We start from the raw sequence: 25,451 nt of genomic DNA, 5'->3' as shown, positions 1-25,451 counted from the left end.
GGGTCCTCGCCGACCTGGATCTCGCCCCCGAGCAGTTCCGCGTAGGGTCCTCGCCGACCTGGATCTCGCCCCCGAGCAGTTCCGCGTAGAAGTGCGCCAGCGCCTGCGGCTCCGCGCAGTCCAGTACGAGCATGCTTGTCTTCGTGACGGTCATGGCCCGCGATTACCCCGGGCGGGCGGGGGCGGCGACGTACTCGGCGTACGCCCCGGCGACGTGGGGGAAGCGCGGCATGCCGAAGACGGCGTCGCCGGTCCGGAAGAGGGTCACCCCGGCGCCGACCTCCGCGACCACTCCGGCGACGTCGAAGCCGAGGGTGAAGGGCGCCGGTGTGCCGTCGGAGAAGACGCCGCGCTGCCGGGTCTTCCAGTCGGCCGGGTTCACACCCGCCGCCTGCACCCGGACGAGGATCTCGCCCCGGCCGGGCACGGGGCGCGGTGTGCGGACGAGGCGGAGGACCTCCGGTGGTCCGGCGACGTCCTGGGTGACGGCGCGCATGGTCGAGGGGGTGGTGGTGTGGTCCATCGGGACGGGCTCGTTTCGTCGGTCTCCGTGTGCGGGCCGCGCCGTGCTTCTGGCGCGCCCTCAGATTCGCCCCGGTGGAACCTCCTTCAGTAGCGGCCGGATGGTCATGATGTACAAGGATCGGGCCAAAGCGAGGCCGCCCGCCGCAGGACGGGGCACTCGGGTGGCCGGCCACGTCCGCGGGGCCTGTCCGGCGGCGGGGCCCGGGGCGCCGCAGCGGCTGCTCGGCCCCCACCGCCGGCCGCTTCCCGCCGGGGATACGTCCGCCCGCCCGGGGTAATCGCGGGCCATGACCGTCACGAAGACAAGCATGCTCGTACTGGACTGCGCGGAGCCGCAGGCGCTGGCGCACTTCTACGCGGAACTGCTCGGGGGCGAGATCCAGGTCGGCGAGGACCCCGATCTGATCGAGGTCATCGGGGGATCAGGCGTCCGTCTGGCGATCCACCGGGACCACGGCTACGCCCCGCCGAGCTGGCCTCGCCCCGAGGACTCCCAGCAGGCGCACCTGCGCATCCTGGTCAGCCCCGAGGACATCGACGAGGCCGAGCGCGAGGCGGTGTCGCTGGGCGCCCGGCCCCTGGACTCGGACGCCGAGGAGGGCCCGCGCGAGGCCCGCCTCTTCAGCGACCCGGCGGGTCACTCCTTCACGATCGCGGCGACCGGCTGGTCGGTCTGACGGCGTGGAGCACGGCGTCGCCCGCGAGCGGGCGGTGGGCTGACGGCAGACGGCAGACCATGGGCCGACGCCGTCCTGGATGGAGATGGGCCCGCGGATCGCCGGCGCCTCCCGGCAGTCGCTCGGAGCCGCGGAGTACGCGTCCATGGACTCGGGCTTCCGGGCGGGCTTCCGCGCCTTCACGGAAGCCCGCAACCGGGCTCTCGACGAGGGCGCCGGGAGCGTTCCGGCGACGCGCCGTCCGGAGCCTCGTGGCGGCCCGGAACCGGTCCCCCCGGCGCTCAGCCCCGGCAGAGGACGGAATCCGGACACCGGGCCGCGCGGGGCGAAGGGGAACGATTACGGCATCGAGAGGCGCCGGCGACCGGACCACAGGCTCGCGGGGGCACGTGAGGTCCGGAGCCGGGGCCACGTCGGCAGACCACCGGGACGCCGGCAGGACACCCGGATCTGTGCGCCCGCTACCTCTTCCACCGCGCCCCGCGCGGCGCCGCCCTCCGAGGGGCGCCGCCCGGCGTGGGAGCGCGCCCACACCGCCGGTTGAGCAGGCGAAACGGTACGCATCACTCCGCTTCTCGGCAGGGGGACACCACCCCCAGGCACCCCGGAATCCGACCCCCTGAAACCCTGTCAGCAAACCTTCTCCGGTGTTTGCACCCCGCGCCTCATCGGCCTCCGCCGCCCCGCCCGTCCAGGCCGTCCGGGATCAGCGAACCGCCTCCGAGCACCTGAACGCGCGTAGATCGGCCGAAAGGCGTTCTTGCCGCGGGCACCGTCCGGATTCGAGGATTCACCCGTCGAGATTTGACAGGTCCATGGCGGCTCACCCGTCGACCCGGACCCGTCTCATCGTTGCGCCGGCCCGTCCACCCAACGGGTCCCACTCCCCCACCGGAGGATGTAGTGAACCTCAAGCGTCTGTCCCCCCTCGGCGGAACCGCGAAGGGCGCCCGGCTGATCGCCGTGGCCTCCGCGCTCCTGGCCGCCTCAGCGCTTGCCGTCCCCGCCTCGTCCGCGGCCGCCGCCCCGGCGGGCCGCGCCACCGCCGCCCAGCTCGCCGTCGCCTCCGACGCGGTGCTCGGCGCCGACGTCCCCGGCACCGCGTGGTACACCGACCAGGCGACCGGCAAGATCGTCCTCACCGCCGACTCCACCGTGTCCGCCGCCGAGCTCGCCACGATCAAGAAGGCCGCCGGCGACCGCGCCGGGTCGCTGGAGATCAAGCGCACCTCCGGCACGTTCAACAAGCTCATCGCGGGCGGTCAGGCCATCTACGCCGGCGGCGGCCGCTGCTCCCTCGGCTTCAACGTCCGCAGCGGCTCCACCTACTACGCCCTCACGGCCGGCCACTGCACCAACATCGGCAGCACCTGGTACACCAACTCGGCGAACACCACCGTGCTGGGCACCCGGGCCGGCTCCAGCTTCCCGACCAACGACTACGGCATCATCCGCCACTCCAACGCCTCGGCGGCGGACGGCCGCGTCTACCTCTACAACGGCAGCTACCGCGACATCACCGCCGCGGGCAACGCCTCCGTGGGCCAGTCCGTCCAGCGCAGCGGCAGCACCACCGGCCTGCGCAGCGGCACGGTCACCGGTCTCAACGCGACCGTCAACTACGGGGGCGGCGACGTCGTCTACGGCCTGATCCAGACCAACGTCTGCGCCGAGCCCGGCGACAGCGGCGGCGCGATGTTCTCCGGCAGCACCGCGCTGGGTCTCACCTCCGGCGGAAGCGGCAACTGCACCAGCGGCGGCACCACGTTCTTCCAGCCCGTGACCGAGGCCCTCAGCGCCTACGGCGTGAGCATCTTCTAGGGGGTGTCCTCCGGATCCGCCGGACGCGGCGGATCCGGGCCACGCCCGAGTGCGCGCACCGACGGCCGGCGGTCCCTCAGGGGCCGTCGGCCGGACGGCTTCAGCGGGCCCCGCACCGCGGGGCGGCCGTCCGAACCGAACACGGGCCGGGCACCGCGCGACACCGCCGGCCCGGTCAGGGCTGCGGCAGATGGGCCTTGGCGTCCTCGTAGGTCCCCTCGCCCGCCGAACCGACCGGCGCGTAGAACAGGTTCAGCACGCCCGTACGGAAGGTCTCGCCCGAGACGAGCCGCAGGGGGATCGGGGCCGCGTCGTCCTCGAACAGGCGCAGGCCGCCGCGCACCGCGATCGGGTGCACCAGCAGGTTGAGTTCGTCCAGGAGACCGGCGGCGAGGAGCTGGCGGACCACGGACACGGACCCGCTGATCCAGACGGCGGAGTCCCGCCCCTCCTCGTTCCTCAGCGCGGCGGCCCCGTCGGTGAGTTCGCCGGAGAGCTGCTCGGAGTTCCGCCAGGTGAAGTCGAGCCGGCCCCGTGAGGCGACGATCTTGCGGGCGTCTCCGAGGATCCGGGCGAACGGCGCGTCCGCTCCGCCCGCCGCCTCCCGGTCCGGCCAGGCGCCAGCGAAGCTCTCGTACGTCTTCCGCCCGAGCAACAGGGTGTCGGCCCGGCCGAGGGTGGCGTCGACGGCCGCGCCCATCTCGTCGTTGAAGTAGGGGAAGTGCCACTGGTCGGGCGCCTCGACGACACCGTCGAGCGAGATGAACAGCTGCGCCTTGATCTTCCTCATGCCGGTCTCCCGAGGGGCGTGTGCGGGCGTACGGGCCCATCCAAGGCGATCCGGCGATCGGAGTCCGGACGACGCCCCGAACCACCGGGCCCTTCCGGTGACGGGAGGAGTACGCCCCGTACGAGAGCGACCCTCCGCCCTGCGATCGCCTGCGCACCGGGTGCCGCGGGGCCCGGTCCCGGACGGACGGCGGCGCTTTCGCAGCACGCCGTGGGCGAGCGAATATCCGGTTGAGGGGAGCAGGCCGCGGATCATAGGGTCGCCGATCATCGACGTGTAGCTCAGTAGCGGAGCGCCGGGCTCGGGACCCGGAGGGCGCGGGGGCGGAACCCGCCACGTCGGCCATGGACGACAACGCTGAGCAGCAGCAACCGAGTACGGGGGACCGGGCCGCCGACGGGGCCCCTTCCTACGCCGTGGACCAGTGGGCGAAGGCCCTGACGACCGCGCTCGCGCATCACGACGCCGGGACGCGTCGGCGAGCGGCCGAACGGGGCAGCCGCTGGCAGGCCGTCCTGGACGGCATCCGCGAGGGACGTCTGACGATCGGGTCGAGGACGCCGGTCTCGGGGCTCCCCGTGTGGGTGACCCCCGAGGTCGTGCGCGGCGGATTCGTCACGGGCTCCGCGAGCGCGGCCGGCCCCCTCCTCCCCCATGAGCAGGACACCGCACGGCGGTTCGGGCTGCCGGTCACACGTGAGGCGCTGTTCGCGCACCACCTCACCGAGCCCGGTCTGCGGGAGCTCGCCGATCTGCTGGACAGCGGGCGGTACGAGGTGACCGTGCCGGAGGAGGCCGCGCTGCTCACGGTGGCCTGGCTCGCCCGGGCGGGCGAAGTGGAAGGCGCCGTCTCGCTCGCCGGTGAACTGGCACCGCACGCGCGGGAGCTGCGCTTCCTCCCCCGGCCCTCGGCGGTGCGTCTCGGCGGCGCCGGGAACGTGAGCCGGCGGACCGTGGCCGAGGCACGCGAGAGCCTGGGCCGGCGGCGACCCCACGACGCGGTGGAGACACAGCGGGAGGCGCTGACGGTCTGGAATCCGTTCGCCGACCGGGTGCTGGTGCACTGGCTGGAGACCACCGACGTCTCGGGGCGCGTCCTCGAACGGCGCCCCGACGAACGCTGGTACCACGCGGGGGCGGAGCTGGTGGCCGAGTACCGCAGGCTCGCCGACGCGCACACCCGCTGCCGCAAACACCGTGACCCGAAGGGGAATCTGGGCATCCTGATCGGCGCGCTGCAGGAGAGCGTGGCGCGGCGTCCGCTCGAACCGCGCCGACTGGGCCTGCTGCGCACCGCCGTCGCGGCGATGGTGCGCCGCCGTGGCGAGCCCGGTTCGGCCCGGCACACCGCCCTGCGCCGTGAGCAGGCGGCACAGGCGGCCCTCCCTTCCCACCACGTGTTCGCACGGCTGGCGGACCACAGGCTCGCCGGCCTTCCTCAGGAGGGAGGCGCCTCGGACGTCGCGCCGTTGGTCGCCGACGTGAGCGCGCGCGAGGCACGGGAGTGGGACCTGCCGGCGGGTGCTCGACTCGCCGCGCCGGTCCGGCGCGTCGTCGAGGGGACGCTCGACGCGCCCCTCGGCACGCTCGTGGAGCGCGGGCTGGTGCCGTCGGCCGAGGTACTGGCCGAGCTGCTCCCCCAGCTGGTGGCGGCCACGACGGCGCGGACGTACGCGGGCGACACGCTCCCGGCGTTGATGGCGGCGAACTACCGCGCCTTCCGCCGGCGCAGGTCCCTGCTCCTGCTCAACCTGGAACACCAGGTCCGCGTGGAGGAACTGCCCTGGGTCAAGGCCGTGGCCGGCCACCGGAACGACGGTCCCGACGGCGAGCGGGCAGCCCGGGAACTGCTGCGGGAGCTCGGCGAGACCGCGGTACGCGCGTTCCCCGGAACGCTCCTGCCCAACGTCCTGGTGCGTGAGCTGTCCGTGCTCGCCCGGCAGGCGGATCTCGGGGCGCCGCTGGTGGAGGAGCTCGCCGCCGACATCTTCACGGGCGGCTTCAGCCCCAAGTTCCTGACCGCCGCGCGAGTGGCGGCCGAACTGCTCGGCGGCACGCTCTACGAGCGGTACTACGGCATCGACTACGCGGCGGTGCGGAACCTGGCCGTGCTGGAGGCGAGCCGGAACCTCCTGCGTTCGCGTCCGAGCCGGACGTCGCCCGAGTTCGACGCGCTGTGCGCGCGGCGGGCGGGGAATCCCGGATCCTGGTCGGTGGCGGGCAACGGCATGGTCATCGAGCAGGCGCAGATCATCACGACCCACAACCTGGCCACGCTCGTGGGCCGTGTCGGCGTCACGCCGGGCGCCGGGTCCGTGCCCGGGCCCCGGAACGAACCCCGGGCGCACGGCGGCGGGAACGAGGACGGCTGGGCGGTGCTCGCGCTGCGCGGCTTCGACCTCGTGTGCCGGCTGACGGCCCGTCTGGACGGCCCGGTGCGGGCCCTGGCCACCGTGAAGGACGCCGCGTACGCCTGGCGGCAGATGCTCTTCCACCTGTCCCTGGCCGAGCCGGCCACCCGGGCGCTCGTACCGGACCTGCTGGCCGAGGAGGCCGCTCGCCGGTCGGCCCGGGTCGCCGAACGGCTGGCGCCCGCGCTGGCCGGTCTGCGCCTCGTCGCGGACGGTGGTTCCTTCGGCGCGGACGGTACGGCGCGGGACGGCGCGGCGCGACGGTTCCTGGGCTGGAGCACCGAGGCGCACTGGCTGCTCGCGCCGCCCCGGGGAGCGTCCCGGTGAGGGCGCGGCAGCTCACCGGGGTGAACCCCCGGGGAGCGGCGACGGCGGGGGCCGGCCGGTGACGCCGTACTCCCTCGCGTTCTACGTGGACGTCGTCACCACCGGGACCGTGCTCGGCGCCCGCCCCACGGACTCGCCCGAGCGGCTCGGGGAGGTCCTGGGGACGGACTACGCCGAGAACGTCTCCGGCAGGCACCACATGTGGCGCGACCACGGTCTGGTCGAGTTCTTCTGGGAGCGTGACCGGCCCACCGACCCGTGGTCCGGCCACCATTTCACCCTGCAGGTGCACCGGCTCGCGCAACGGCGCCGCTCCCTCGTCGGCGCGGCGCTCCGCGACCGTTACGGGCGGTTCGCGCCACGGCTCCGGTACGACACCCTGCGCAGGCTGCTGGACCGACGCGGCGTTCCGCTGCTGGAGATCCCGGAGGCCGCGGCCAACACGCCGTACTTCCGGACCTTCTGGCAGCCGGACTCGCGCGTGGCCGTACGCGTCATCGGCACCTACGGCCGCTACAGCACGCCGGACCGCCTGCGCGTGGGAGACGTCCACAGCATCCAGGCGCCGGTGTCCGGGCCGGACGAGTTCCGGGACCGGCCACCGGGGTGAACCCCGGGCGGGAGGGGCCGCGTCGGCGCGGACCGGGCGGCCCCCGCGGTGGGCCCGGGGGCGATGAGGGGGCGCGTTCGGGGGCCGTCGTTCACGCGGTCAGTGGACGGTCCGTCGCCAGGATCGGGGCGGGCAGTTCGGTGGTACCGCGCAGGTAGCCGTCGACCGCGGCCGCGSCGYCGCGGCCTTCCGCGATGGCCCAGACGACCAGGGACTGGCCGCGCCCGGCGTCACCGGCCACGAACACCCCTTCCGTACCCGCGACCGGCGGGCCCGCACCGGGCGGGAGCGCGCCCGGTGCGGCGGCCGCCGCGAAGTAGGGGGTGCGGGCGAAGGTGCCGCGGTCGTCGAGGGTGAGCCCGAGCGGTGCGGTCAGGCGCGCGTCGTCGCGCGGGCCGCGGAAGCCGAGGGCGAGCAGCACCAGGTGGGCCGGGAGCGCGCGCTCCGTGCCGGGACGGGGCCGCCTGGTTCCCGGTTCCACCTCGTTCAGGACGACGGCGCGGACGTGGCCGGCGGCGTCCGCGTCGAAGCGCATGGTGACCGAGGCGAAGGCCCGGGGGTCCGCGCCGTCGCGGTCACGTGCCTCCTCGTGGGCGTGGGAGGACCGGTGGATCCTCGGGTGGACGAGCGGCCAGGGCTCGTCCGCCGTGCGGTCGGGGCCGGGCATGGGATTGATGTCGATCTGGACGACGGAGGAGGCGTTCTGGCGCAGGGCGGTGCCGAGGCAGTCCGAGGCCGTGTCGCCGCCTCCGACGATCACGACGTCCTCGCCCCGGGCCGAGAGGGCCGAGGGCGTCCGGCCCGAGGCGGCGGCGCGGTTGGCGGCCGTCAGGTACTCGATGGCGAGGTGGACACCGTCCAGTTCGCGCCCCGGGCACGGGAGTTCGCGGGGTTCCGTCGCACCGGTCGCGACGATCACGGCGTCGTGCTCGTCCCGCATCCGTGCCGCGTCGAGGTCGTGGCCGACGTCGACGCCCGGCATGAACCGGGTCCCCTCGGCCTCCATCTGCGCGATCCGGGCGTCGAGCAGTGCCTTCTCCATCTTGAAGTCGGGGATGCCGTAGCGGAGCAGTCCTCCGGGGCGGTCGGCGCGTTCGTAGACCGTGACCGCGTGGCCGGCGCGGGTGAGCTGCTGGGCCGCCGCGAGGCCCGCCGGGCCGGAACCGACGACGGCGACGGACCGGCCGGAGAGCCGGGAGGGGGGCAGCGGGCGGACGTGGCCGCGGGCCCATGCCTCGTCGGCGATCGCCTGCTCGACGTTCTTGATCGTCACGGGCTCGCCGGTGAGCGCGAGGACGCAGGCGTCCTCGCAGGGTGCGGGGCACAGGCGGCCGGTGACCTCGGGGAAGTTGTTGGTGGCGTGGAGCCGTTCCGAGGCCGTGGCCCATTCGCCGTGGGCGGCGTACACGTTCCACTCCGGGATGAGGTTGCCGAGCGGGCAGCCGCCGTGGCAGAAGGGCACGCCGCAGTCCATGCAGCGGCGGGCCTGGGACGAGACCAGCGGCAGCAGCGGCCGGCCCGCGTGCACCTCGTGCCAGTCCCCGAGGCGCTCTTCGGTGGGCCTGGCGGGCGCGGGCCGCCGGGCGATGTGCATGAAGCCGGCGGGATCGGTCATGGCACCCTCGGCAGGGCTGTTCAGGGGTCCGGTAACCGTTCTCCTCAGCGTACGCCCGCGGCGCGCGGGCGGCGGCGTACCGGGGGCCCGCCGGACGTCCCCGGGTGCCGCCGTCGCCGGGACGGGTGCCGGGCCCCGCCGCGGCCGACGTTTGAGTCCGGGGATCGCGCGCATTCGGTGAAGGAGGCAATCGACGGATGCACGGGAAAGCCACGAGGAAGAGGAGCGCATCATGGGTGTCATCTCCTGGATCGTCATCGGTCTGCTGGCCGGGCTCATCGCCAAGGCGCTGACGCCGGGCCGCGATCCGGGCGGACTGATCGTGACGACGCTGATCGGTATCGCGGGCGGGCTGCTGGGCGGCTGGCTCGGCAAGCAGATATTCGGCATCGACTCCATCGACGGCTTCTTCGACCTGTCGACCTGGATCGCGGCGGTCGTCGGATCGATCATCCTGCTGCTGGTCTACCGGGCGTTCGCCGGTGGCCGCTCGCGTCGCCGCGCCTGACGTCGAGCCCGGCGCGCCGTCGGCAGGGGTGACGTCCTCCCCCGCCGAGGGCCCGACGGCCGGGCGACGAACGCGGCCGCGGATGCCGGACGTCACGGTCGCGGCAGGACCCGGTTCCCCGGCCGTCGCGTCGCCGGTGTCCGCGGCGGCCCTGCGGATAGGATCAGCGGATGGTCACAGTTCGTCGCGCCGGCCCGAACGACGGAGACGTCCTCGGCGAGATCCACGCCGCGGCCTGGGAGGCCGCCTACGCCCCCTTCTTCGCCACCGAGTTCGCCGTGCAGGGGGTCAGGAGCCGGCGCACGCGCTGGCACGCACGGATCGCCCGGGGGGCGGAGACGATCCTCCTGGCCGAGGACGACGGGATCCCGCTGGCCGTGGCCGTCTTCGCGCCCTCGGCCACCCGGCCGGGCCTGGCCGAGATCCACAGCTTCTACAACCATCCCGACGGCTGGGGCAGTGGCATCGCCGCCTCGTTGATGACCGAGACGCTGCGTCACCTGCGCGACGACGGCTTCACGCGGGTGCACCTCTGGACCCTGCGCGACACCCCGCAGTCCCGCCGCTTCTACGCCAAGTCCGGCTTCGCCGAGAGCGGCGCCACACGCACCTTCGACTTCGGCGACGGGAACCCTCTGGAGCAGGTCGAGTACGAACGGGCGTGCTGACGGCCCCCGCTTCGGTACCGCCCTTGATCGGGCGGCCGGCTCCTCGATCGCGCGGGCGGGCCGTTGCCACCCGCCGGCGCGGGTCAGCCCTGACGTGGCCGGGCTGCGGCCCGGCCACCGCCGTTCCACAATGAGGAGGGATCCCGCCGACCGGCGTCGGCGGCGTTCGGGCGGCGTCGGCTGAGAGGACCGGCCCATGCGCGCTGTGGCTTCGCCGACCGCGCGGACGGGGGCCTTCGTCGCCGTGTCGGTCTCCCTGTTCTGCATCCAGCTCGACTTCTTCGCCCTGAACCTCGCCCTGCCCGGTATCGCGGAAGAACTCGGCGTCGACGTCTCCGCGGCCCAGTGGACCCTCTCCGCGTACATGCTCGCCATCGGCTGCTCCTTCATCGTGGGCGGCCGGATCGGTGACGTCTTCGGGCGGCGGGGCGCGCTGCTGGCGGGCATCGCCCTGTTCGCGGCGGGTTCCCTGGGATGCGCCCTGGCACCCGGGCTGGGGCTGCTGGTCGCGACCCGGATCGTGCAGGGGGTCGGCGCGGGACTCGTCTTCCCGGTGTCGGTCTCGGTGATCACCAACACCTTCCCGGAGGAGACCCGCGCCAGGGCGCTGGGCGCCTCGTTCGGGATCGCCAACATCGGGACGGCGCTGGGTCCCTTCGTGGGCGGCGGGTTCACCGAGGGGCCCGGCTGGCGGTGGATCTTCTGGGCGATGGTGCCGTCGGCGCTGGTCTCGCTGTGCGTCGCCTGGGCGTACGTGCCGGACTCGCGGGACGACTCGGCGCCGCGCGAGCTGGACCTCGTGGGCTGCCTCCTGGTCGTCGTCGGTCTGGCCGCCCTCACGCTGGCCGTCGAGCGGGGCGACGCGTGGGGCTGGGACCACCCACGCACACTGGCGTTCCTCGGCGTGGCCGTGGCGGCGGGCGGGGCGTTCGTCGCGCGGGAACGGACGACGCCGCACCCGCTGATCGATCTGCGGTTGTTCCGCAACATCCCGTACGTCCTGGTGACGGGCATGGGTTCGATCGCGAACATGGGCTACGGCGTGACCGTCTTCGTCGCCACGCTCTACCTCCAGGGGGTGCGGGACCTGTCCCCGCTCGCGGCGGGCACGGTCTTCCTCGCGCCCGCGCTGTGCGTGGCGCTCAGCGGTCCGCTGGGGGCGCGGCTCGCCCGTCACATGCGGCCCACCGCGGTGATGGCGCTCGCGGGCGCCGTGGCGGGGACCGGGATGTACGCGCTCACGTACGTCACCGCGTGGTGGCTGTACGTGCCCGTGTTCGCGTGGTGCGGCTTCGGGCTGGGGCTCGGCTGGACCTACTCCGGTGTGGCGACCCAGCAGGTCGTCCCGCCCGCCAGGGCGGGAGAGGCGTCGGGGGTACTGCTGACGTTCCTGGTGACCCTGGGAGCGATCGCGCTGGCGGGGGCGGCGGCCGCGATCTCGGCGGCGACGCCGCAGCGGCCCGCCGAGGACGTCTACGACGCGATCCTGCGGCTGGGCGGGGTGGCGATCCTGGCCTGGTCCGCCGCGGTGATGGCCGTACGACAGCGACTCGTCGCCCTCGGCAAGCTGCCGCCGCTGTCGCTGCGCGCCTCGGAGGGTGAGGAGCCTCTGCCGGAACACCGGTCGTGACGACGGGGACGGGCCGGTGTCGCCTCGGGCCCTGGTCGGTGTCGGTCGGGGCCCGCCCGTTCACCTCCGCCCCGGGTGCCGGTGGCGCCCCGGGGCGGAAGCGTACGGCCGACGTGCCGCCCGGACCGGGCCTACGCGTTCGGGTCGAAGGGGATGCCCGCCGGCTTGGCCTTCGTCAGGTGGGAGGCGAAGGAGTCGTCCCTCAGGCCGAAGTGCCCGCTGCCGAAGTCGGCCTGGGTGAGCTTGTCCCGGAGCGTCGGCGGGTATCCGGACCAGCCGACCAGTGCGGGGAACTGCCAGGCACGGCGGTGGTTCTCGGGCGGCTCGTCGTTGTTGTTGGCCGCGCGGAAGCAGTGGGTCCCGATGCCGTCCTTGTGGTAGACGATCTTGGGGTGGGTGCCGTCCCAGCGGATCTGGTCGCGCGTGTGGACGTCGAAGTCGCCGTGGGCGGAGGTCGCCACGTACTTGGCCTCACCACCCTGGATCCACACCACCACGTGCTCCCAGTCGTGGCGGTGGCCGCCGAGGCTGATGCCGGGAACGGCCTGGTCCTTCTCGAAGTACAGCGCGTAGATGACGGCGCACCAGCCGTTGTTGCACTTCCAGCGGGAGTAGCCGTTGGTGTTGTCCAGGTCCGAGGCGTCGCGGCAGTTGCCGTTGAGCGCGCCGGTGGGGTTGAGCCCGCTGTTCAGCACCCCGGTCGAGCCGATGGCGGGGGTCGGGTAGCAGCCGTCGGTGTCGTAGTCGTAGGCCGGCTGGAAGGTCAGCTCGATCGCCTCGGCCTGGGAGGGCAGCGCCGGGGGTGGCGCCGCGAAGGCCGCCTGGGGAACGGCGACGACCAGCGCGAGGGCGGCGCCGACCACCACTAAGGGTCTCTGGATGTGACGGTTCATCCGCAATGCGGGCCTCCTGGACATGGGGGGTTCGGGGGGTGGCACTCGGATCGCGGCCGACGTCGGCCGATACGCCCGTGCATCATTCGCGAACCCGGTCGGCACGGCAAGAGGGTGGACGGCCTCTCTTCCGTACCGGGCGGGTGCGGCGGCGCTCCCCCATCGCCGGAGACCTGCTGTGAGCCCTGTCCGTCAGGTGGCTGACTGTCCGTATGGACCTCGCGCGAGCGCTCCCGTGCCGTCCGGACGCGCAGACGAACCGTCGCCGGCGGGACACCTGCCGGTCTTCCCTCCGCCACCGACGGGACGGCAAGGGCATGCGCGACGGTGACCGGCCGTCCGATCCCGGCCTCGCCCCGAACCCCCGTCCCGCTCCCCCGATCTGTCCCGAACTGAGCGTGGTGATGGCGGCTTTGGGGGACGAGGCACGGCAGCCGGTCACCCCGGAGAGTCTCGGCCCGACTCGGCATCGACGCGGAGCGCGTCGTCGTCGGCGGCAAGAGCGCCGGCGGCGGACTCGCCGCGGCTCCGGCCCTGCTCACCCGTGATCGTGGCGGGCCCGTGCCGATCGGGCAGTTACTCGTGTGCCCGATGCTCGACGACCGCAACGACCCCTGCTCCAGCCACCAGGTCCCGTCCGGGCGATCGTGGAGGATCGGCCCGCGGCGTCGGATGTGGTGCATAGCAAGGCGGAGGATCGCCCTCGTACCGGGTGTACTCGGGGGACTCCGACAACGCAGCGAGGTGCCGCAGCCGTCGTCGCGGGCCCGAGAAGACCGCCCGGACAGGACCTAGATGGCGGGCGTCGACACCTGGGACCGCACCTCCAACGCGACGGCCTGGCGGGCGGCGCGGGGCGACCGGTACGCGGACCTGCCCTGCCTACGAGGCTCCGGCCCGCGCCACGGACCTGTCGGGGCTCCCCGAGGCGTACATCGAGGTGGGCTCGGCCGAGACCTTCCGGGACGAGGGCGTGGCGTACGCCGACGCGATCCGGTGGGCGGGCGGCAGGGCCGAACTCCACGTGCGGCCCGGGCCCTTCCACGGCTTCGCCACGTACGCCGCCTCGGGGGCGGCCCTGAGCCGGGACGCCCCCGAGGCGCGGGACCGCCGGCTCCGGCGCGTCGTCGCCCGGTCGGGCAGCGGCGGCGGGCCCGGCCGCTGGGCTCGGCGTGCCGGCGGGGTGACCTGAGGGCCGCGTGGCCCGGCCCGCGACCGCGGCGGCGCGGCGGCGGGCCCGGTTCGCCGTGCGGTCGCCGAACTCGCCCCGAGAGCCCGTCCGGCCGCTCGGTCAGGGCTGGGGCGGTTGCTCGGTGACCCGCGTCCCGGGGTGCGCCAGGGAGCACACGAAGGCGACGGCCAGGGCGATCGCCATGCCGTAGAAGACCCACTGGTTGGCCTCGGCGAAGTCCATCCGGATCGCGTCGCCGGCGCCCTGCAGGGCCTTGGCCACCGGCCCGTCGCCGGACGGACCCTGCCCGTCGGGATGGCCGGTGACCGCCTCGGCGACCTGACGGGCCGTCGAGGCGGCCTCGTCCGCCGGCAGTCCGCGGTCCTGGAGCGTCGCCGAGATCCGGTCGGTGGAGACATGGGTCAGGACGGTGCCGAAGACGGCCATGCCGACGGCGGCGGCGTAGTTGCGGACGGTCTGCGTGATTCCGGTGACCTCTCCGTACGATGCGCCGATGGAGCGGTTGACGGCGTCGGTGGAGGCCGGGGCGAGGAGGAATCCGATGCCGGCGCCGGAGAGGGCCACGTACGGCCACTGGTCGTGGATGGACAGGTCGGTCAACTTCTCCGCCCAGAGGTAGAAGCCGACCGCGCCGACGAGGCATCCGGTCTTCATGGCGGGGCGGGCGCCCCGCTTGTCCAGGATCTTGCCGCCCCACTGGGAGGCGATGGCGAAGCCGATGAAGAAGTACAGCAGGTACAGCGCGGCCTGGTTCGGCGAGGCGCTCAGCGACACCTGCGCGTACACCGACGCGAAGAAGAACACCGGCACGAAGGCGAGCATCGCGAAGAAGAGCACGAGGTTGTCGATCGTGAAGGCCCGGTCGCGGAAGACGTCGAAGTTGATCAGCGGCTCGGAGGTGCGCCGCTCGTAGCCGAGGAAGACCAGCAGGATCGCCAGGCCGCCGACGATGCAGACCCAGGTCGCGACGCTGCTCCAGCCCCAGGCGGACGCCTGCTGGAATCCCAGCACGCTCAGGCCCATGCCGGCCGCGACGAGCGTGGCGCCGACGAAGTCCAGTCGCTCGGGGCGGCGGCTCTCGGGGATCCGGGCCAGGACGGTGAGGACGATCGCGACGACGGCGACCGGCACGTTGACCCAGAAGATCGCCCGCCAGGTCCACGAGGTCAGCCAGCCGCCCAGCAGGGGGCCGACCGCGGTCAGCGCGCCCGACAGCCCGAAGAAGAGCGCGAGGGCCCGACCCCTTCGTTCGACCGGGAAGACGGCGATGACGACGGCGAGTGCCGCCGGGAACATCAGGGCCGCGCCCAGGCCCTGGGTGGCGCGGAAGGCGATCAGCCAGGTCTGTGCGAGGTCGCCCTCCGGCACGCAGCCGCACAGCACCGACGAGACGACGAAGAGCAGGGTGCCGATCAGCATGATCCGACGGTGTCCGAAGAGGTCGGAGAGCCGTCCGCCGAGCGCGAAGAAGGCCGCGAGGGAGAGCAGATAGGCGTTGACGACCCACTGCATTCCGGAGGCCGAGAGGCCGAGCTCCTCCGTGATGCTCGGGGCGGCGATCGCGACGATGGTCTGGTCGATGAACGTCATCGAGACCGCGAAGAGCATCGCCGCCCCGAGCATCACGGAGGAGCTCGGCCTCTCGGCCTCCGGAATGCAGTGGGTGCCGCCGACCGCACCGGGCGCCTCCTACGCGCCGACCGCACCGGCCACGCCTCCGCCCGGGTTCGGTCCGCCCGGGTCGTACACGCCCCCGCAGCACCACACGCCGCCGCCCGGGGCGCAGGCCCCGGCGCATCCGCACACTCCGCCCCCGGGCCACGCTCCGCAGCCGGCACCGGCGCACGCCCATGCCTACGCGCCCACGCAGTACCCCGCCGCACACCAGCAGTCCGGGGGCTACCCGACCGCGCCGGTGCCGCCCACGCCGGGCGGCAAGGGCAAGGGCGGCGGCAGGCGCGGACTGCTCATCGCGCTCGCCGCGGTGCTGGTCTTCGGCGTGGCGGGCGCCGGCACGGCGTACTTCCTGCTCAAGGACAAGGAGAACGGTCGGCAGGCCCAGGGCAGCGACTCCTCGAAGGGCGAGGGGAACGGCGACGCCGGCCAGGGTGGCAGCGGCGGAAGCGGGGGTGGGGACGCCTCGGCCGCGCCCAGCGCCAAGCCGAGTGCCAGGACACCCGAGCCCTCCACCTACCAGGGCATCAACCTCACCGCCGGCTACCACCTCACGCTCGGGGACGAGGACGTACGGCCGCAGGACGGCGAGGACGGCAACTACGAGCTCTCGTACGACACCGGCGGCTATCTGGACGCGGAGAGCACGGGCGGGAACCTGGTGCTCCTCGATCCGGGCCAGGAGGGCTCTCTCGACACCTGCCGCAAGGACACCCGGTTCACCAGGAACGTCTACGTGAACAAGCTCTCGAAGGGCCGACAGGTCTGTGTGACGACGGGCTCGGGCCACGTCGGGCTCGTCACCGTCCAGGGGTTCTCCTCCGAGGACTCTCCGAGCACCTACATGACCCTGGACCTGACGGTCTGGCGCAACGCCGCCGAGTAGGTGCCGTGCCCGGCCCGCCGTGCCGAGCACGGCGGGCCGGGCGGCCGCCCGCCGGAGCCCGGCTGCCGCGGGGTTCCGGTGCCGGGGGGGCCGGCCCGTGGTCTACCAGGCCACCGGCAGGCGCTCCGGGATGCGCTTCATGAAGCGCGTACGCCACACCAACTGGTCGACGGGTACGGCGAGCTGCAGGTCGGGCATCCGGTCCAGCAGCACCTCGAGGGCGATCTCGGTGTGCCTCTTCCCGAGCGCGGTCGCCGGGCAGTAGTGGCCGCCGCCGCCGAAGGACAGGTGCGCCGACGCGTTCGGCCGGTCGAGGTCCAGGGTGTGCGGATCGGCGAACACCTCCGGGTCCGTGTTGGCGGCCTCGACGAGGACGAGCACGAGCTCCCCCTTCCGCACCTCCACGTCACCCAGCCGGACGTCCTCGGTGGCGAGGCGGGGCAGTCCGTCGGCGATGGAGAGGTTGATCCGCAGGAGTTCGTCCACGGCCGCGGGAATCCTCCCCGGCTCCTCGCGCAGCCGCGCCCAGACGTCGGGATGCTGGAGCAGTGAGAAGATCGCCATGGTCAGGAAGCCCATGGTGGAGATGACGCCGGCGCCGAAGAAGGTGACGCCCACGGTGGCCAGCATCTCGTCGGTGAGATGGGCGTAGTCGGGGTCCGCGCGCAGCGCGGCGAGTTCGGCCATGAGACCGGTGGTCGCCGGGTCGTCGAGCCGCTCGACCATGTAGGCGATGTCGCGGTCCCAGTTGAGCCGCGCGCCGGTGACGGGGCAGGCCGAGTTCATGAAGGCGATGTCGAGACTGGCGGCGAGGCGCGGCGCGTCCGCCTCGGGTATGCCGAGGATCCGGCAGTGGAGGTGCTCCGCGTACGGGTTGGCGAAACGGCCCCGCAGGTCGGCCGGCGGGCCGTAGGCCACGAGCCCGTCGACCAGTGCGGTGGCCTCCCGGCGCATCCAGTCGGTGAGGTCGCCGGTCTTGGGGTTGATCGCCCTGAGCACGGCCTTGCGGAGTCCGGCCCCGGTGATGTTGCCCATGTTGTTGACCACCTCGGGCGGAATGGTCAGCGCGTACTGGCGGGGGACGCCGGGCGCCGAGGTGTCCTTCAGACTGAACCTCGGGTCCTCGAGCACCTGCTTGCACAGCGGGTACGACGACACCAGCCAGGCCGGATCACCGGCGATGGTGCGGACCCGCTTGACCGGTTCGTGGCGCAGGGTCTCGATCTCGGGCGGCAGGCGGTCGCCGCGCGGGGAGAAGGGGAAGTCGGTCAGCACGTCAGTGGTCATGGCGGTCTCCGGCGCTCGGCGTGACGATGGCGTGGCCCTGGTTGCGGGAGGCACGCAGGCCGGAACCGCGTGAGTAGAGCAGTTCGGCCATCGGCAGGAGCTGGTGGTAGCAGTTCAGGGAGGAGGGGACACCGAGGACGGCGGGGGTGTCCAGGAAGAGCGGGGCCTCGGCGCAGACGTACCGGAGGCACACCTCGCGCTGACGGGCGGTCGGCGCCTGCCCGTCGAGGACCTTCGAGGAGAGGAAGGACTCGACGAGTCCGTCGCAGGCCGCGAGGAAGTCCGCGTCCGTGGCGAGCAGGTCGTCGAGGTGCTTGCGCAGGAAGCGGTAGGCGGGGATGTCGAGCAGCGCGGACATCGGGCGTCCGCGGAGCCGCTCTCCGCCGGGGTCCAGGCCGGCGACGGCGTTGTTCACCTTGGCACGTACGCCGCGGAGGTTCTTGACCGCTTTGCGGCGGGCCTCGTCGGGCGGATAGCCGAGGGCCTCGTACATGTCGTCGACGTGGAGGTCCGTGTAGATGAGGTCGACATGCTCGAAGTTGCGCAGTCCCCAGGCGGCGAGGTCGGCGACGCGCTGTGCCGAGAAGTAGCTGTTTCCCGGGGAGACGCCGATGACGGTGTGGGCGCCTTCGAGGTGGATCACTTGGCAGTGTCGCGTGTACGGCTGGACCTTGAAGCTGTCGGTCGCTGTCGTCAAGTGAGGAGATGTCCTTCGGGCCGCTAGTCCCGTGGGGCCTCGTGCCCCTGGTGTGGCGGCGACGGCATGAAGTTACCGGCGATCTTCACAGAGTGACGATTTCAGAAGCGAGGTGGCGCGAAATCAGCGACATGTGACGGGAATTGACCCCTAACGACTGTTTGGGATGATCCGTCCCTGGGCAAGGGGCCCGCTGCGTGAGCCGGCGGGGACCGGCTCACGCGAACCGCCGGACCGGCCAGGCGGCGGGACGGGGTSACCCCGTCCCGCCGCCCCCGGCGTCAGGTCAGGAGCAGTTGCCCGCTCCCGCCGCCGTGCTCCTGGTACTCCCCCGGGTAGGCGTCGTCGAGGACACCCACCATCCGCGACGAGGACAGCCGGAGCTGGATCATGTCCCGCACGGCCGGCCACTCCTCGTCGAGGATCGAGTAGAAGGCCGTGTCCCGCACCACGCCGTCCAGACCCCGGGAATGAGCCCGGCGGACCCCCTCGCAGGTGGCCCCGAGCCGTTCGATGGCGGCGCGCGAGCGGAGGTTCCGGGCGTCGGCCCGCATCGTCACGCGCCGGACGCCCCAGATCTCGAAGGCGTGCCGGAGCATGAGCAGCTTCGACTCGGCGTTGATCCCCGATCCCCGCGTCTCGGCGGAGATCCAGGTGTTGCCGATCTCGACGGCGTCGGGCACCGAGGTGAGCGGGTCACCGTGCGGCACGCCGGTGGTCGGCGGCCACACCAGCGGGCCGCGCCAGTAGTCGAGTTCGAGGAAGCGGGTGGACCCCACCACGCGTCCGTCCGCCATGCTCACCATGGCGAACGGCAGCGTCCTGCCCGCCGCCTGATCGGTCAGGGCGCGGGCGATGTAGTCGCACGCCGCGTCCAGGCCGTCGGGCACCGGTGTGTAGGCATAGGCGGCACGGTCCAGTGCGCCGGCCCACGCGAGGCCCTCGGCATGGCGCATGGCCAGCGGCTCCAGGCGCACGGTGCGCCCGGCAAGGACAACAGGTACTGGCACGGATCCTCGGGTCTTTCACGCGCAGGGGTCATCCCGGCCGATGCCCGGCACGGAACGGGTGAGGTGGTCGCCGGATGCCGAGCGCCCTGCCGGATGCACAAACAGGCAGGTGAGACGCTTCCGCACCAGTGCGAAGGAGGACAGTATGCAGCCCCGGCGGCTCCCAGAACAGAACCTGAAACGAAGCCGAGGACACGGCTTCGTGAATGCCCGGGACGAGGCCTGATCCGCCGTCTCGCCAGGTGGACGATCTTGTCCGGCAGGCGGCCGGGGCCCTGTGTCGACGCCTCTCCTGAGCCGCCCTCGCAACACCTCTGACCTGCATCGACGTCGCGCGGCAGGGCGATCCGCGCGCCGGCGGATCCAGTGGCGGGCGAAGCGGACGGCAGGGCGCCGACTGCGCCGTTCGGGGTCCACGGAAGGAGGCCTTCCGCCCTCGGGACCGACCCGTCCGGTCGTGTCCGCACGGCCCCGGCCGGGGCTCCGGACGCCCGCCGGGGCCACGGCCCGACCGCACGGCCTACACTCCGCTCCATGAAGATCGTTCCTGTCGGCGTCGCCGAGGACCTGGCCCCCACCGGCGTGCTGCGGGCGTCGATCAACCTGGGCAATCCGGTACTCGCCCAGGGCACCCCGGCCGAGCCGGCCGGCGTCACCGTCGACCTCGCCCGGGAGATCGGCGCCCGCCTGGACGTCCCCGTGGAGTTCGTCTGCTTCGACGCGGCACGGAAGTCGTACGAGGCGATGGCGACGGGCCGGGCGGACCTCTGCTTCCTCGCGGTCGAACCGGCCCGGGAGGCCGACGTCGCCTTCACGGCGCCGTACGTCGTGATCGAGGGGGTCTACGCGGTCCCCCGGGACTCGGCCCTGCGGACCGTCGCGGACGTCGACGCGGAGGGCGTGCGGATCGGGGTCAAGGAGGGGTCGGCCTACGACCTGTTCCTGACCCGCACGCTGCGGCACGCCGCCCTGGTGCGCGGGGCGGAGGGCGTGGCCGCGTTCCTCGCCGGGGGTCTGGACGTCGCGGCCGGCATCCGGCAGCCGATGACCGAGTTCGTCGCGGGGCACCCCGAAGTGCGGCTGATCGAGGACCGGTTCATGGAGATCCGGCAGGCCGTGGGCACGACGGTCACACGGCGCCCGGAGACCGTCCGCTTCCTCCGCGCCGTGGTCGAGGAGCTCAAGGCCTCGGGCTTCGTGGCCGACGCCCTGCGCCGCTCGCACCGCTCCACGGCACTGGTCGCCCCGCCCGCCGAGGACGAACCTCAGGGACAGCCCCCGCACTGATCCCCCGCCGGGCCGTTCCGTCGCCTGCCGGGGCTGTTCCGTCGCCCGCCCCGCCGCGCCGCGGAACGCGCGCGACGACGGGCCGGACGGCTCCGAGTTACTCGAAGCGGCTCGGGTCGCCCGCACCCCTGCGGACGATCTCGACGTCGCCGCCCGAGAAGTCGATCACGGTGGTCGGCTCCGTGCCGCAGTCACCGGAGTCGAGGACGACGTCCACCACGTGGTCGAGCCGTTCCTTGATCTCCCAGCCCTGCGTCAGCGGCTCCTCCTCGTCGGGCAGGAGCAGCGTGCTGGAGAGCAGGGGCTCGCCGAGCTCCTCCAGCAGGGCCTGGACGACGGCGTGGTCGGGGATGCGGACACCGACCGTCTTCTTCTTCGGGTGCAGCATCTGCCGCGGTACTTCCTTCGTCGCGGGCAGGATGAAGGTGTAGCTGCCGGGCGTCGCCGCCTTCACCGCGCGGAACACGTCGTTGTCGATGTGCACGAACTGGCCCAGCTGCGCGAAGTTCTGGCACACCAGGGTGAAGTGGTGCCGGTCGTCGAGCTTGCGGATCGAACGGATCCGGTCGATCCCGTCACGGCTGCCCAGCCGGCTTCCCAGCGCGTAGCAGGAGTCCGTCGGATACGCGACCAGCGCACCGGAGCGGATGCTGTCGGCCACGCCGCTGATGACGCGCCGCTGAGGGTTCTCGGGATGCACGTCGAAGTATTTCGCCATTGGCCCAGTCTAGTTACCCGGCTCCCACCAGGCGGGACCGCCGGCTCCCGACCGCTCATGTCGGACGCGGCGTCGGCACGCGGACGAGCGGGGCCGGCCCGGGACGGCGGGCCGGTGCGGGGTGGACGGGACGGAGCGGCGCGGCCGTGGCCGCGACGGCGTCACCGCCGGTCGGACACCGGTCAGGCAGCGGGGTGGACGGCGGCGAGCAGCCGCTGGCGCACCACGATCGCGTTGAGCCGGATCGTGTACGGGGCGACGTCGGTGAGTCGCAGGGCGCCCGCCCCTGCCTTGTCCAGGCCCACGGTCACGTCGATGCAGAAGGCGATCGCGTACATGTGGTCGCCGGTCTCCTCGTCCTGCAGGGCGAAGAACAGGTCCCGGTAGTAGGCGGTGCGGTCCGCGCCCTCCTCGTAGTACGACAGGCCCGGCTCGCCCTCCTGCGCGGCGAGCCCGGTGAAGGCGCCGGCGAGCTCCCGCTCGACGGTGTCCCAGAACCCGGCGGCGGCGAACTCCTCGGGGAGCGCCTGTCGCACGGCCTCCTTCAGGGACAGGACCATGACCAGGACGGGGGCGTCCTCCTGGAGTCCCCAGCCGCGGACCATCTTCACGATGTCGCTGTCCGGGATCGCCGCGGCGGCGTCCCGGATGTTGTCGAAGTCGAAGTTGACGGTGGCGGGCGCGATCGACTCCTGGAAGCGCCGCTCGATGCGGCGGGCCTGTTCCAGGTGCGCGGGACCCACCTCGACGACGGTCTTGAACGTGGCGGCCATGACTCCTCCTGTGGCGTGGTGGTGATCAAGAGGGGTCAGTATGACGATCCGCGGGTCCCGGGGCGGCGCCGTCCCGCCGTGCGGGACGGCGCCGTTTGCCGGGAGTCGTGCGGCCGTCCGCCGGCCGGCGATCAGCCGCGCACGACGGCCAGTTCGGCGAGGTCCGGCGCACCCGTGCCGCCGGCCGTGCCGGACCCGCGCTCCGCGCTCCGTCCTGCCACCGGGACGAGGTCGTCCAGGTCGACCAGCCGGCGCCGGTCGAGCGGGGACTCCCGCCGGTCCAGGCGCTCCTGCAGCAGCCCGCGGGCGGCGTCGCTCTGGCCTCCCCGCACCAGCGCGTACAGCAGCGTCTCCTCGACCACCTCGCGTTGTGCGGCGCTGCCTCCCACCCGCCGCAGGGAGGGCAGCAGGTCGCGGAGTTCGCGGACCGCCACGGTCCACCGTTCCTCCAGTACGGCCTCCAGCGCGCGGCACAGCGGGACGACGACCTCCCGCTGGACGGCGTCGGCGCCCGCGGCGTGCGTACGGAGACGGCGCAGCGCGGGCAGGTCCCCGGCCGCGGTGAGGGCGACGGCGCCGTGCAGGGCGGTGAACGCCGTCGCGGGCCGTTCGATCAGGTCGCGGGAGACGGCGTCCAGCACCCCGTCGACGGGCACGCGCCCCGTCCAGTTCCGGGACATGTGGGCCCGCCACAGCAGCGAACCCGAGTCCACCAGCGCCCGTACCCCGCTCACCTGACGCGGTGCGAGCTGGGCGTGCCAGCGGCGGCGGACGGCCGCCGCGTCGTCCAGCGCGAGTTCGTGCAGCGCCACGTGCCAGGAGAAGTGCGCGCGGTGGACGGCGCCGCGCCCCTGGCCGCCGATCCACCCGTCGAGCCAGTCACGGCCGACGCGGTGGTCGCCTGACTCGTAGTGGACGTGGGCGAGGGCGTGCACGGCGTGGCCGGACGCGGGCTCGGCGGCGAGGGCGACCCGGGCGAGGGCGCCGGCCTCGTCGACGCGCCCCTGTTCCTGGCGGAGGAAGGCCAGCAGCGAGGTGTGGAACCAGTGGCCGTCGTACGCCGGCGCGGTCCGTTCGACCAGCCGCTGCGCCAGCGTGCCGTCGAGGTCGCCGACCCCCGCGAAGGCGATCGTCGGCACCGCGATGCTGAGCGCGAAGGCGTCGCCGGGGTAGCGGTCCAGATGGTCGATGAGCGCCGTGTCACCGTCGCGGTCCGCGCCGGCGCCGGTCGCCGCGTGCGAGGCGACGCGGCGGGTGACGACGTCGACGAAGGAGCGTTCCCGTTCGTCGCCGCGTTCCTGCACGCTGCGCTGCGCGTCGGCGAGTTCCCGGGCGACGTCGACGTCCGCACCCGACTCGTGGCCGAGGAGGGCGAGCGCCGCGTGCCCGAGGGCGAAGCCGGGGTCCAGTTCGGTGGCGCGCGTGAACGCCTCGGCCGCCTTGGCCCGCACGGTGACGACCCGGCCGAGGCCGCTGCGGAAGGACGACGCCGCGGCGGCGTGCGTGGACAGCGGCAGCCCGAACTGGTCCGTGGGCCGGCGGCGGGTGGCCCGGTGCGCGGGGGTGAGGGGCGCGAGGACGGCCTCGGCGACCTCCTTGGCCTGGGCGCGGATCTCCGGGATGGCGGTGGTCTCCCACAGTTCGCCGCGGCGGGGCGAGCCGAGGGTGTACAGCCGGTGTCCGGCGCGCCCCCGGGCGTCGAGGAGCCGGCCCGCGTCCGTGGCCACCCCGATGCCCAGCGGGCCGGGCACGGCGAGGCCGTCGGCCAGCAGCCCGCTCCAGAGCGGGTCGCCGGTGCCCTCGGCGCGCAGGCCGGGGCCCGTGCAGTCCACGACCCACGCGACCCGGAGTTCCCGGCCGTCGGCCAGCCCGACGGCGAGACCGCCCTCGGCGGTGGGCGTGGCCGAGGAAATGCGTCCGGCGTGCACGAGCAGCCGGCGGGCGGACCGCAGCCGGGCGACGGTCTCCGCGGTGGCCGGTGCCATCCGGTGCCGGTGGACGTTCCACCGGGTGGCGTCGCGGCCGAGGAACTCGGCCCGCTCCTCGTCCCCGAGGCCCTGCCACAGCCCGGCGATCCGGGGCCGGAGCCCGTCGAGGGCGGGCCGCCAGTCGCCGTGGTCGCGCAGGCAGGCCGCGAAATGCCGCCGCAGGGCCGTACGGAGCCGGTCGAGCGGCAGGTCCTCCAGCCCCGGGGGCGGGGGCACCGGCGGCAGCGGGGCGACGGCGTGCGGCCGGGGCAGCAGCCCGCTGCGGGACACGGCGTGCACGGTACGGCCGGGCCGGTCGAGGACGAGGGCCAGGTCGACCGCCGTGAGCCCGGTGCCGACGAGCAGGACGTCGTCGTGCTCCCCCACCGCGTCGAGCGCGCCCGGCGCCCACGGACGCCCGACGAAGCGCTCGGAGGCGGTGAGTCCGGCGGGGGCCCAGCCCGCTCCGCCGGCGGCGGGGCCCGTGGCCAGGACCACGCTGTCGGCGGTCACCGTGCCCCCGTCGGCGAGGGCGAGCGTGACGCGTCCGCCGGCGGCCTCGGTGCAGCGGGTCGCCCTGGTCCGCAGCCGCCGCACGGCGACCGTGCCGTGGGCGGTGATGATGGCCCGCCCGAGGGTGTCGGCCAGGTAGGAGCCGAACCGGTAGCGGGAGGCGAAGTCGGTGGCGCCGACGGCAGATTCGCCGTGCCGGCAGAGCCAGCGCAGGAAGTGGCCGGGGTCGTCCGGATAGCAGCTCATGCCGCCCACGGGGACGTTCAGCCGGTGCTCGGGGACCTCGGTGGCGTACGCCGTGCCCCGGCCCGCCTCCGCGGCCGGGTCGATGAGCAGCAGGTCGAGCGGGGTGCGCCGGCGGGCGGCCGCCTCGCACAGCTGGACGGCGACGAGCGCTCCTGCCGCGCCGGCGCCGACGACTGCCACGGTCGATCGCGGATGAGCGGTCACCACGGGTACCTCCGAGCAAAGGCGGGTCAGGGATGGGACGGGCTGCCGAGGGGTCGTGCGCCGACGGGTGCGGCCGTGTGCGGGCCGCCGAGCGGATCGCGCTCGTGCCCGGCGTCGGCCGCCGGGCGAAGTTCACTATGTCGATGAACAATGTGCAGTGACAACCCCGCCTCGCCGACAACGCCCGCGTCCCGGGACCACATTGGCGGGAAAGCGCGCACCGGCCCTGCACGGGAGGAGGAACCGGGCGTCCGCGGAAGGACGCATTCGCGCCGACCGTGAGACATTGAGCCGGTGAGGATCTCAGCAAGAACGGACTACGCGGTCCGGGCGATGGCCGAACTGGCCGGCTCCCCGGACCGTCCCCTCAAGGCGGAGGACATCGCGGCCCGCCAGGACATCCCCGTCCGCTTCCTCTTCGTCGTCCTCACGAACTGGCCGGCTCCCCGGACCGTCCCCTCAAGGCGGAGGACATCGCGGCCCGCCAGGACATCCCCGTCCGCTTCCTCTTCGTCGTCCTCA

21 protein-coding genes, 1 tRNA gene and 3 pseudogenes are annotated in these 25,451 nt (G+C 73.6%); 13 read left to right on the top strand and 12 right to left on the bottom strand.

Features of this window, described 5'->3' with window-relative positions; genetic code table 11:
* Together EAO71_RS37430 and EAO71_RS03045 are read right to left on the bottom strand one after the other, a co-directional pair.
* Positions 1–133 (bottom strand): VOC family protein (locus EAO71_RS37430; RefSeq protein ID WP_410093943.1); only part of this gene is annotated, 133 nt, incomplete at its 3' end.
* Between the two features lie 39 nt (positions 134–172).
* Positions 173–523, bottom strand: a pseudogene (locus EAO71_RS03045) (alcohol dehydrogenase catalytic domain-containing protein); the annotation flags it as partial.
* A 289-nt stretch (positions 524–812) separates the two neighbouring features.
* On the opposite strand from EAO71_RS03045, the gene EAO71_RS03040 reads away from it, so the two are divergent.
* A complete protein-coding gene (locus EAO71_RS03040) occupies positions 813–1,202 on the top strand; it encodes a VOC family protein (RefSeq protein ID WP_147976205.1) in 390 nt (129 codons plus the stop codon).
* A gap of 903 nt (positions 1,203–2,105) precedes the next feature.
* Entirely contained in the window at positions 2,106–3,023 is a 918-nt protein-coding gene (locus EAO71_RS03035; protein ID WP_147976204.1) for a S1 family peptidase, read from the top strand.
* A gap of 175 nt (positions 3,024–3,198) precedes the next feature.
* Here the strand turns inward: EAO71_RS03035 and EAO71_RS03030 are convergent, their stop codons facing one another.
* Positions 3,199–3,813 (bottom strand): dihydrofolate reductase family protein, encoded by a 615-nt coding sequence (locus EAO71_RS03030; RefSeq protein ID WP_147976203.1) that lies wholly within the window; start codon positions 3,811–3,813, stop codon positions 3,199–3,201.
* 270 nt (positions 3,814–4,083) lie between these two features.
* Between EAO71_RS03030 and EAO71_RS03025 the strand changes: the two genes are divergently transcribed.
* The 3 genes from EAO71_RS03025 (at position 4,084) to EAO71_RS03015 (ending at position 7,161) form a co-directional block, all read left to right on the top strand.
* Positions 4,084–4,158: transfer RNA gene (locus EAO71_RS03025), tRNA-Pro, on the top strand.
* On the top strand, positions 4,158–6,551 hold the full coding sequence (locus EAO71_RS03020; protein WP_147976202.1) for a hypothetical protein: 2,394 nt from the start codon (positions 4,158–4,160) through the stop codon (positions 6,549–6,551). The genes EAO71_RS03025 and EAO71_RS03020 overlap by 1 nt, the downstream gene beginning before the upstream one ends.
* A gap of 58 nt (positions 6,552–6,609) precedes the next feature.
* Positions 6,610–7,161 carry a hypothetical protein gene (locus EAO71_RS03015; RefSeq protein WP_147976201.1) on the top strand — a complete coding sequence of 184 codons (552 nt, stop codon included), beginning with the start codon at positions 6,610–6,612 and terminating at the stop codon, positions 7,159–7,161.
* A gap of 91 nt (positions 7,162–7,252) precedes the next feature.
* Here EAO71_RS03015 and EAO71_RS03010 read toward each other — a convergent pair whose 3' ends face one another.
* Positions 7,253–8,776, bottom strand: coding sequence for a glutamate synthase subunit beta (locus EAO71_RS03010; protein ID WP_147976200.1), 1,524 nt, complete (start codon positions 8,774–8,776; stop codon positions 7,253–7,255).
* A gap of 232 nt (positions 8,777–9,008) precedes the next feature.
* Here EAO71_RS03010 and EAO71_RS03005 point away from each other — a divergent pair, with 232 nt between their 5' ends.
* The 3 genes from EAO71_RS03005 to EAO71_RS02995 all read left to right on the top strand — a co-directional run bounded on the left by EAO71_RS03005 (position 9,009) and on the right by EAO71_RS02995 (position 11,582).
* Positions 9,009–9,284, top strand: a complete 276-nt coding sequence (locus EAO71_RS03005; RefSeq protein WP_147976199.1) for a GlsB/YeaQ/YmgE family stress response membrane protein — start codon at positions 9,009–9,011, stop codon at positions 9,282–9,284.
* Positions 9,285–9,454: 170 nt separating this feature from the next.
* The gene (locus tag EAO71_RS03000) at positions 9,455–9,952 is read left to right on the top strand and encodes a GNAT family N-acetyltransferase (protein ID WP_147976198.1); all 498 of its coding nucleotides are present in this window, start codon (positions 9,455–9,457) and stop codon (positions 9,950–9,952) included.
* 196 nt (positions 9,953–10,148) lie between these two features.
* Positions 10,149–11,582 (top strand): MFS transporter, encoded by a 1,434-nt coding sequence (locus EAO71_RS02995; RefSeq protein ID WP_147976197.1) that lies wholly within the window; start codon positions 10,149–10,151, stop codon positions 11,580–11,582.
* 131 nt (positions 11,583–11,713) lie between these two features.
* On the opposite strand, the gene EAO71_RS02990 is transcribed toward EAO71_RS02995, so the two are convergent.
* On the bottom strand, positions 11,714–12,475 hold the full coding sequence (locus tag EAO71_RS02990; RefSeq protein ID WP_147976196.1) for an NPP1 family protein: 762 nt from the start codon (positions 12,473–12,475) through the stop codon (positions 11,714–11,716).
* Positions 12,476–12,937: 462 nt separating this feature from the next.
* Between EAO71_RS02990 and EAO71_RS38465 the strand changes: the two are divergent.
* Positions 12,938–13,105, top strand: a pseudogene (locus EAO71_RS38465) (alpha/beta hydrolase fold domain-containing protein); the annotation flags it as partial.
* 165 nt (positions 13,106–13,270) lie between these two features.
* Positions 13,271–13,667: pseudogene (locus tag EAO71_RS02980) on the top strand (alpha/beta hydrolase); the annotation flags it as partial.
* Between the two features lie 99 nt (positions 13,668–13,766).
* Here EAO71_RS02980 and EAO71_RS02975 read toward each other — a convergent pair.
* Positions 13,767–15,290, bottom strand: coding sequence for an MFS transporter (locus EAO71_RS02975; protein WP_147976195.1), 1,524 nt, complete (start codon positions 15,288–15,290; stop codon positions 13,767–13,769).
* On the opposite strand from EAO71_RS02975, the gene EAO71_RS02970 reads away from it, so the two are divergent.
* Positions 15,247–16,227 carry a hypothetical protein gene (locus EAO71_RS02970; RefSeq protein ID WP_147976194.1) on the top strand — a complete coding sequence of 327 codons (981 nt, stop codon included), beginning with the start codon at positions 15,247–15,249 and terminating at the stop codon, positions 16,225–16,227. The genes EAO71_RS02975 and EAO71_RS02970 overlap by 44 nt on opposite strands.
* Positions 16,228–16,329: 102 nt before the next feature.
* Here EAO71_RS02970 and EAO71_RS02965 read toward each other — a convergent pair whose 3' ends face one another.
* From EAO71_RS02965 to EAO71_RS02955, 3 genes are all read right to left on the bottom strand, one after another.
* Positions 16,330–17,514 (bottom strand): cytochrome P450, encoded by a 1,185-nt coding sequence (locus EAO71_RS02965; protein WP_147976193.1) that lies wholly within the window; start codon positions 17,512–17,514, stop codon positions 16,330–16,332.
* Positions 17,504–18,211, bottom strand: a complete 708-nt coding sequence (locus EAO71_RS02960) for a cyclodityrosine synthase (RefSeq protein ID WP_147976192.1) — start codon at positions 18,209–18,211, stop codon at positions 17,504–17,506. The genes EAO71_RS02965 and EAO71_RS02960 overlap by 11 nt, the downstream gene beginning before the upstream one ends.
* 281 nt (positions 18,212–18,492) lie before the next feature.
* Positions 18,493–19,221, bottom strand: coding sequence for a GNAT family N-acetyltransferase (locus tag EAO71_RS02955; protein WP_147976191.1), 729 nt, complete (start codon positions 19,219–19,221; stop codon positions 18,493–18,495).
* A 534-nt stretch (positions 19,222–19,755) separates the two neighbouring features.
* Between EAO71_RS02955 and EAO71_RS02950 the strand changes: the two genes are divergently transcribed.
* Positions 19,756–20,508: a transporter substrate-binding domain-containing protein gene (locus EAO71_RS02950; RefSeq protein WP_147976190.1), complete on the top strand. Its 753-nt coding sequence runs from the start codon at positions 19,756–19,758 to the stop codon at positions 20,506–20,508.
* Between the two features lie 97 nt (positions 20,509–20,605).
* On the opposite strand, the gene EAO71_RS02945 is transcribed toward EAO71_RS02950, so the two are convergent.
* The 3 genes from EAO71_RS02945 to EAO71_RS02935 all read right to left on the bottom strand — a co-directional run bounded on the left by EAO71_RS02945 (position 20,606) and on the right by EAO71_RS02935 (position 24,932).
* On the bottom strand, positions 20,606–21,226 hold the full coding sequence (locus EAO71_RS02945) for an L-threonylcarbamoyladenylate synthase (RefSeq protein WP_147976189.1): 621 nt from the start codon (positions 21,224–21,226) through the stop codon (positions 20,606–20,608).
* Positions 21,227–21,408: 182 nt separating this feature from the next.
* On the bottom strand, positions 21,409–21,999 hold the full coding sequence (locus EAO71_RS02940; protein WP_147976188.1) for a Type-2Aa cytolytic delta-endotoxin: 591 nt from the start codon (positions 21,997–21,999) through the stop codon (positions 21,409–21,411).
* Between the two features lie 131 nt (positions 22,000–22,130).
* Positions 22,131–24,932, bottom strand: coding sequence for an FAD/NAD(P)-binding protein (locus EAO71_RS02935; protein ID WP_261991964.1), 2,802 nt, complete (start codon positions 24,930–24,932; stop codon positions 22,131–22,133).
* A 291-nt stretch (positions 24,933–25,223) separates the two neighbouring features.
* Between EAO71_RS02935 and EAO71_RS37425 the strand changes: the two genes are divergently transcribed.
* Positions 25,224–25,451: Rrf2 family transcriptional regulator (locus EAO71_RS37425; protein ID WP_187282535.1), on the top strand; the 228-nt coding region annotated here is incomplete at its 3' end.

This window comes from Streptomyces sp. MS191 (assembly GCF_008042125.1).
In the GTDB taxonomy this organism is placed as follows: Bacteria; Actinomycetota; Actinomycetes; order Streptomycetales; family Streptomycetaceae; genus Streptomyces.
This window is presented reverse-complemented; position numbering and strand designations above follow the sequence as displayed.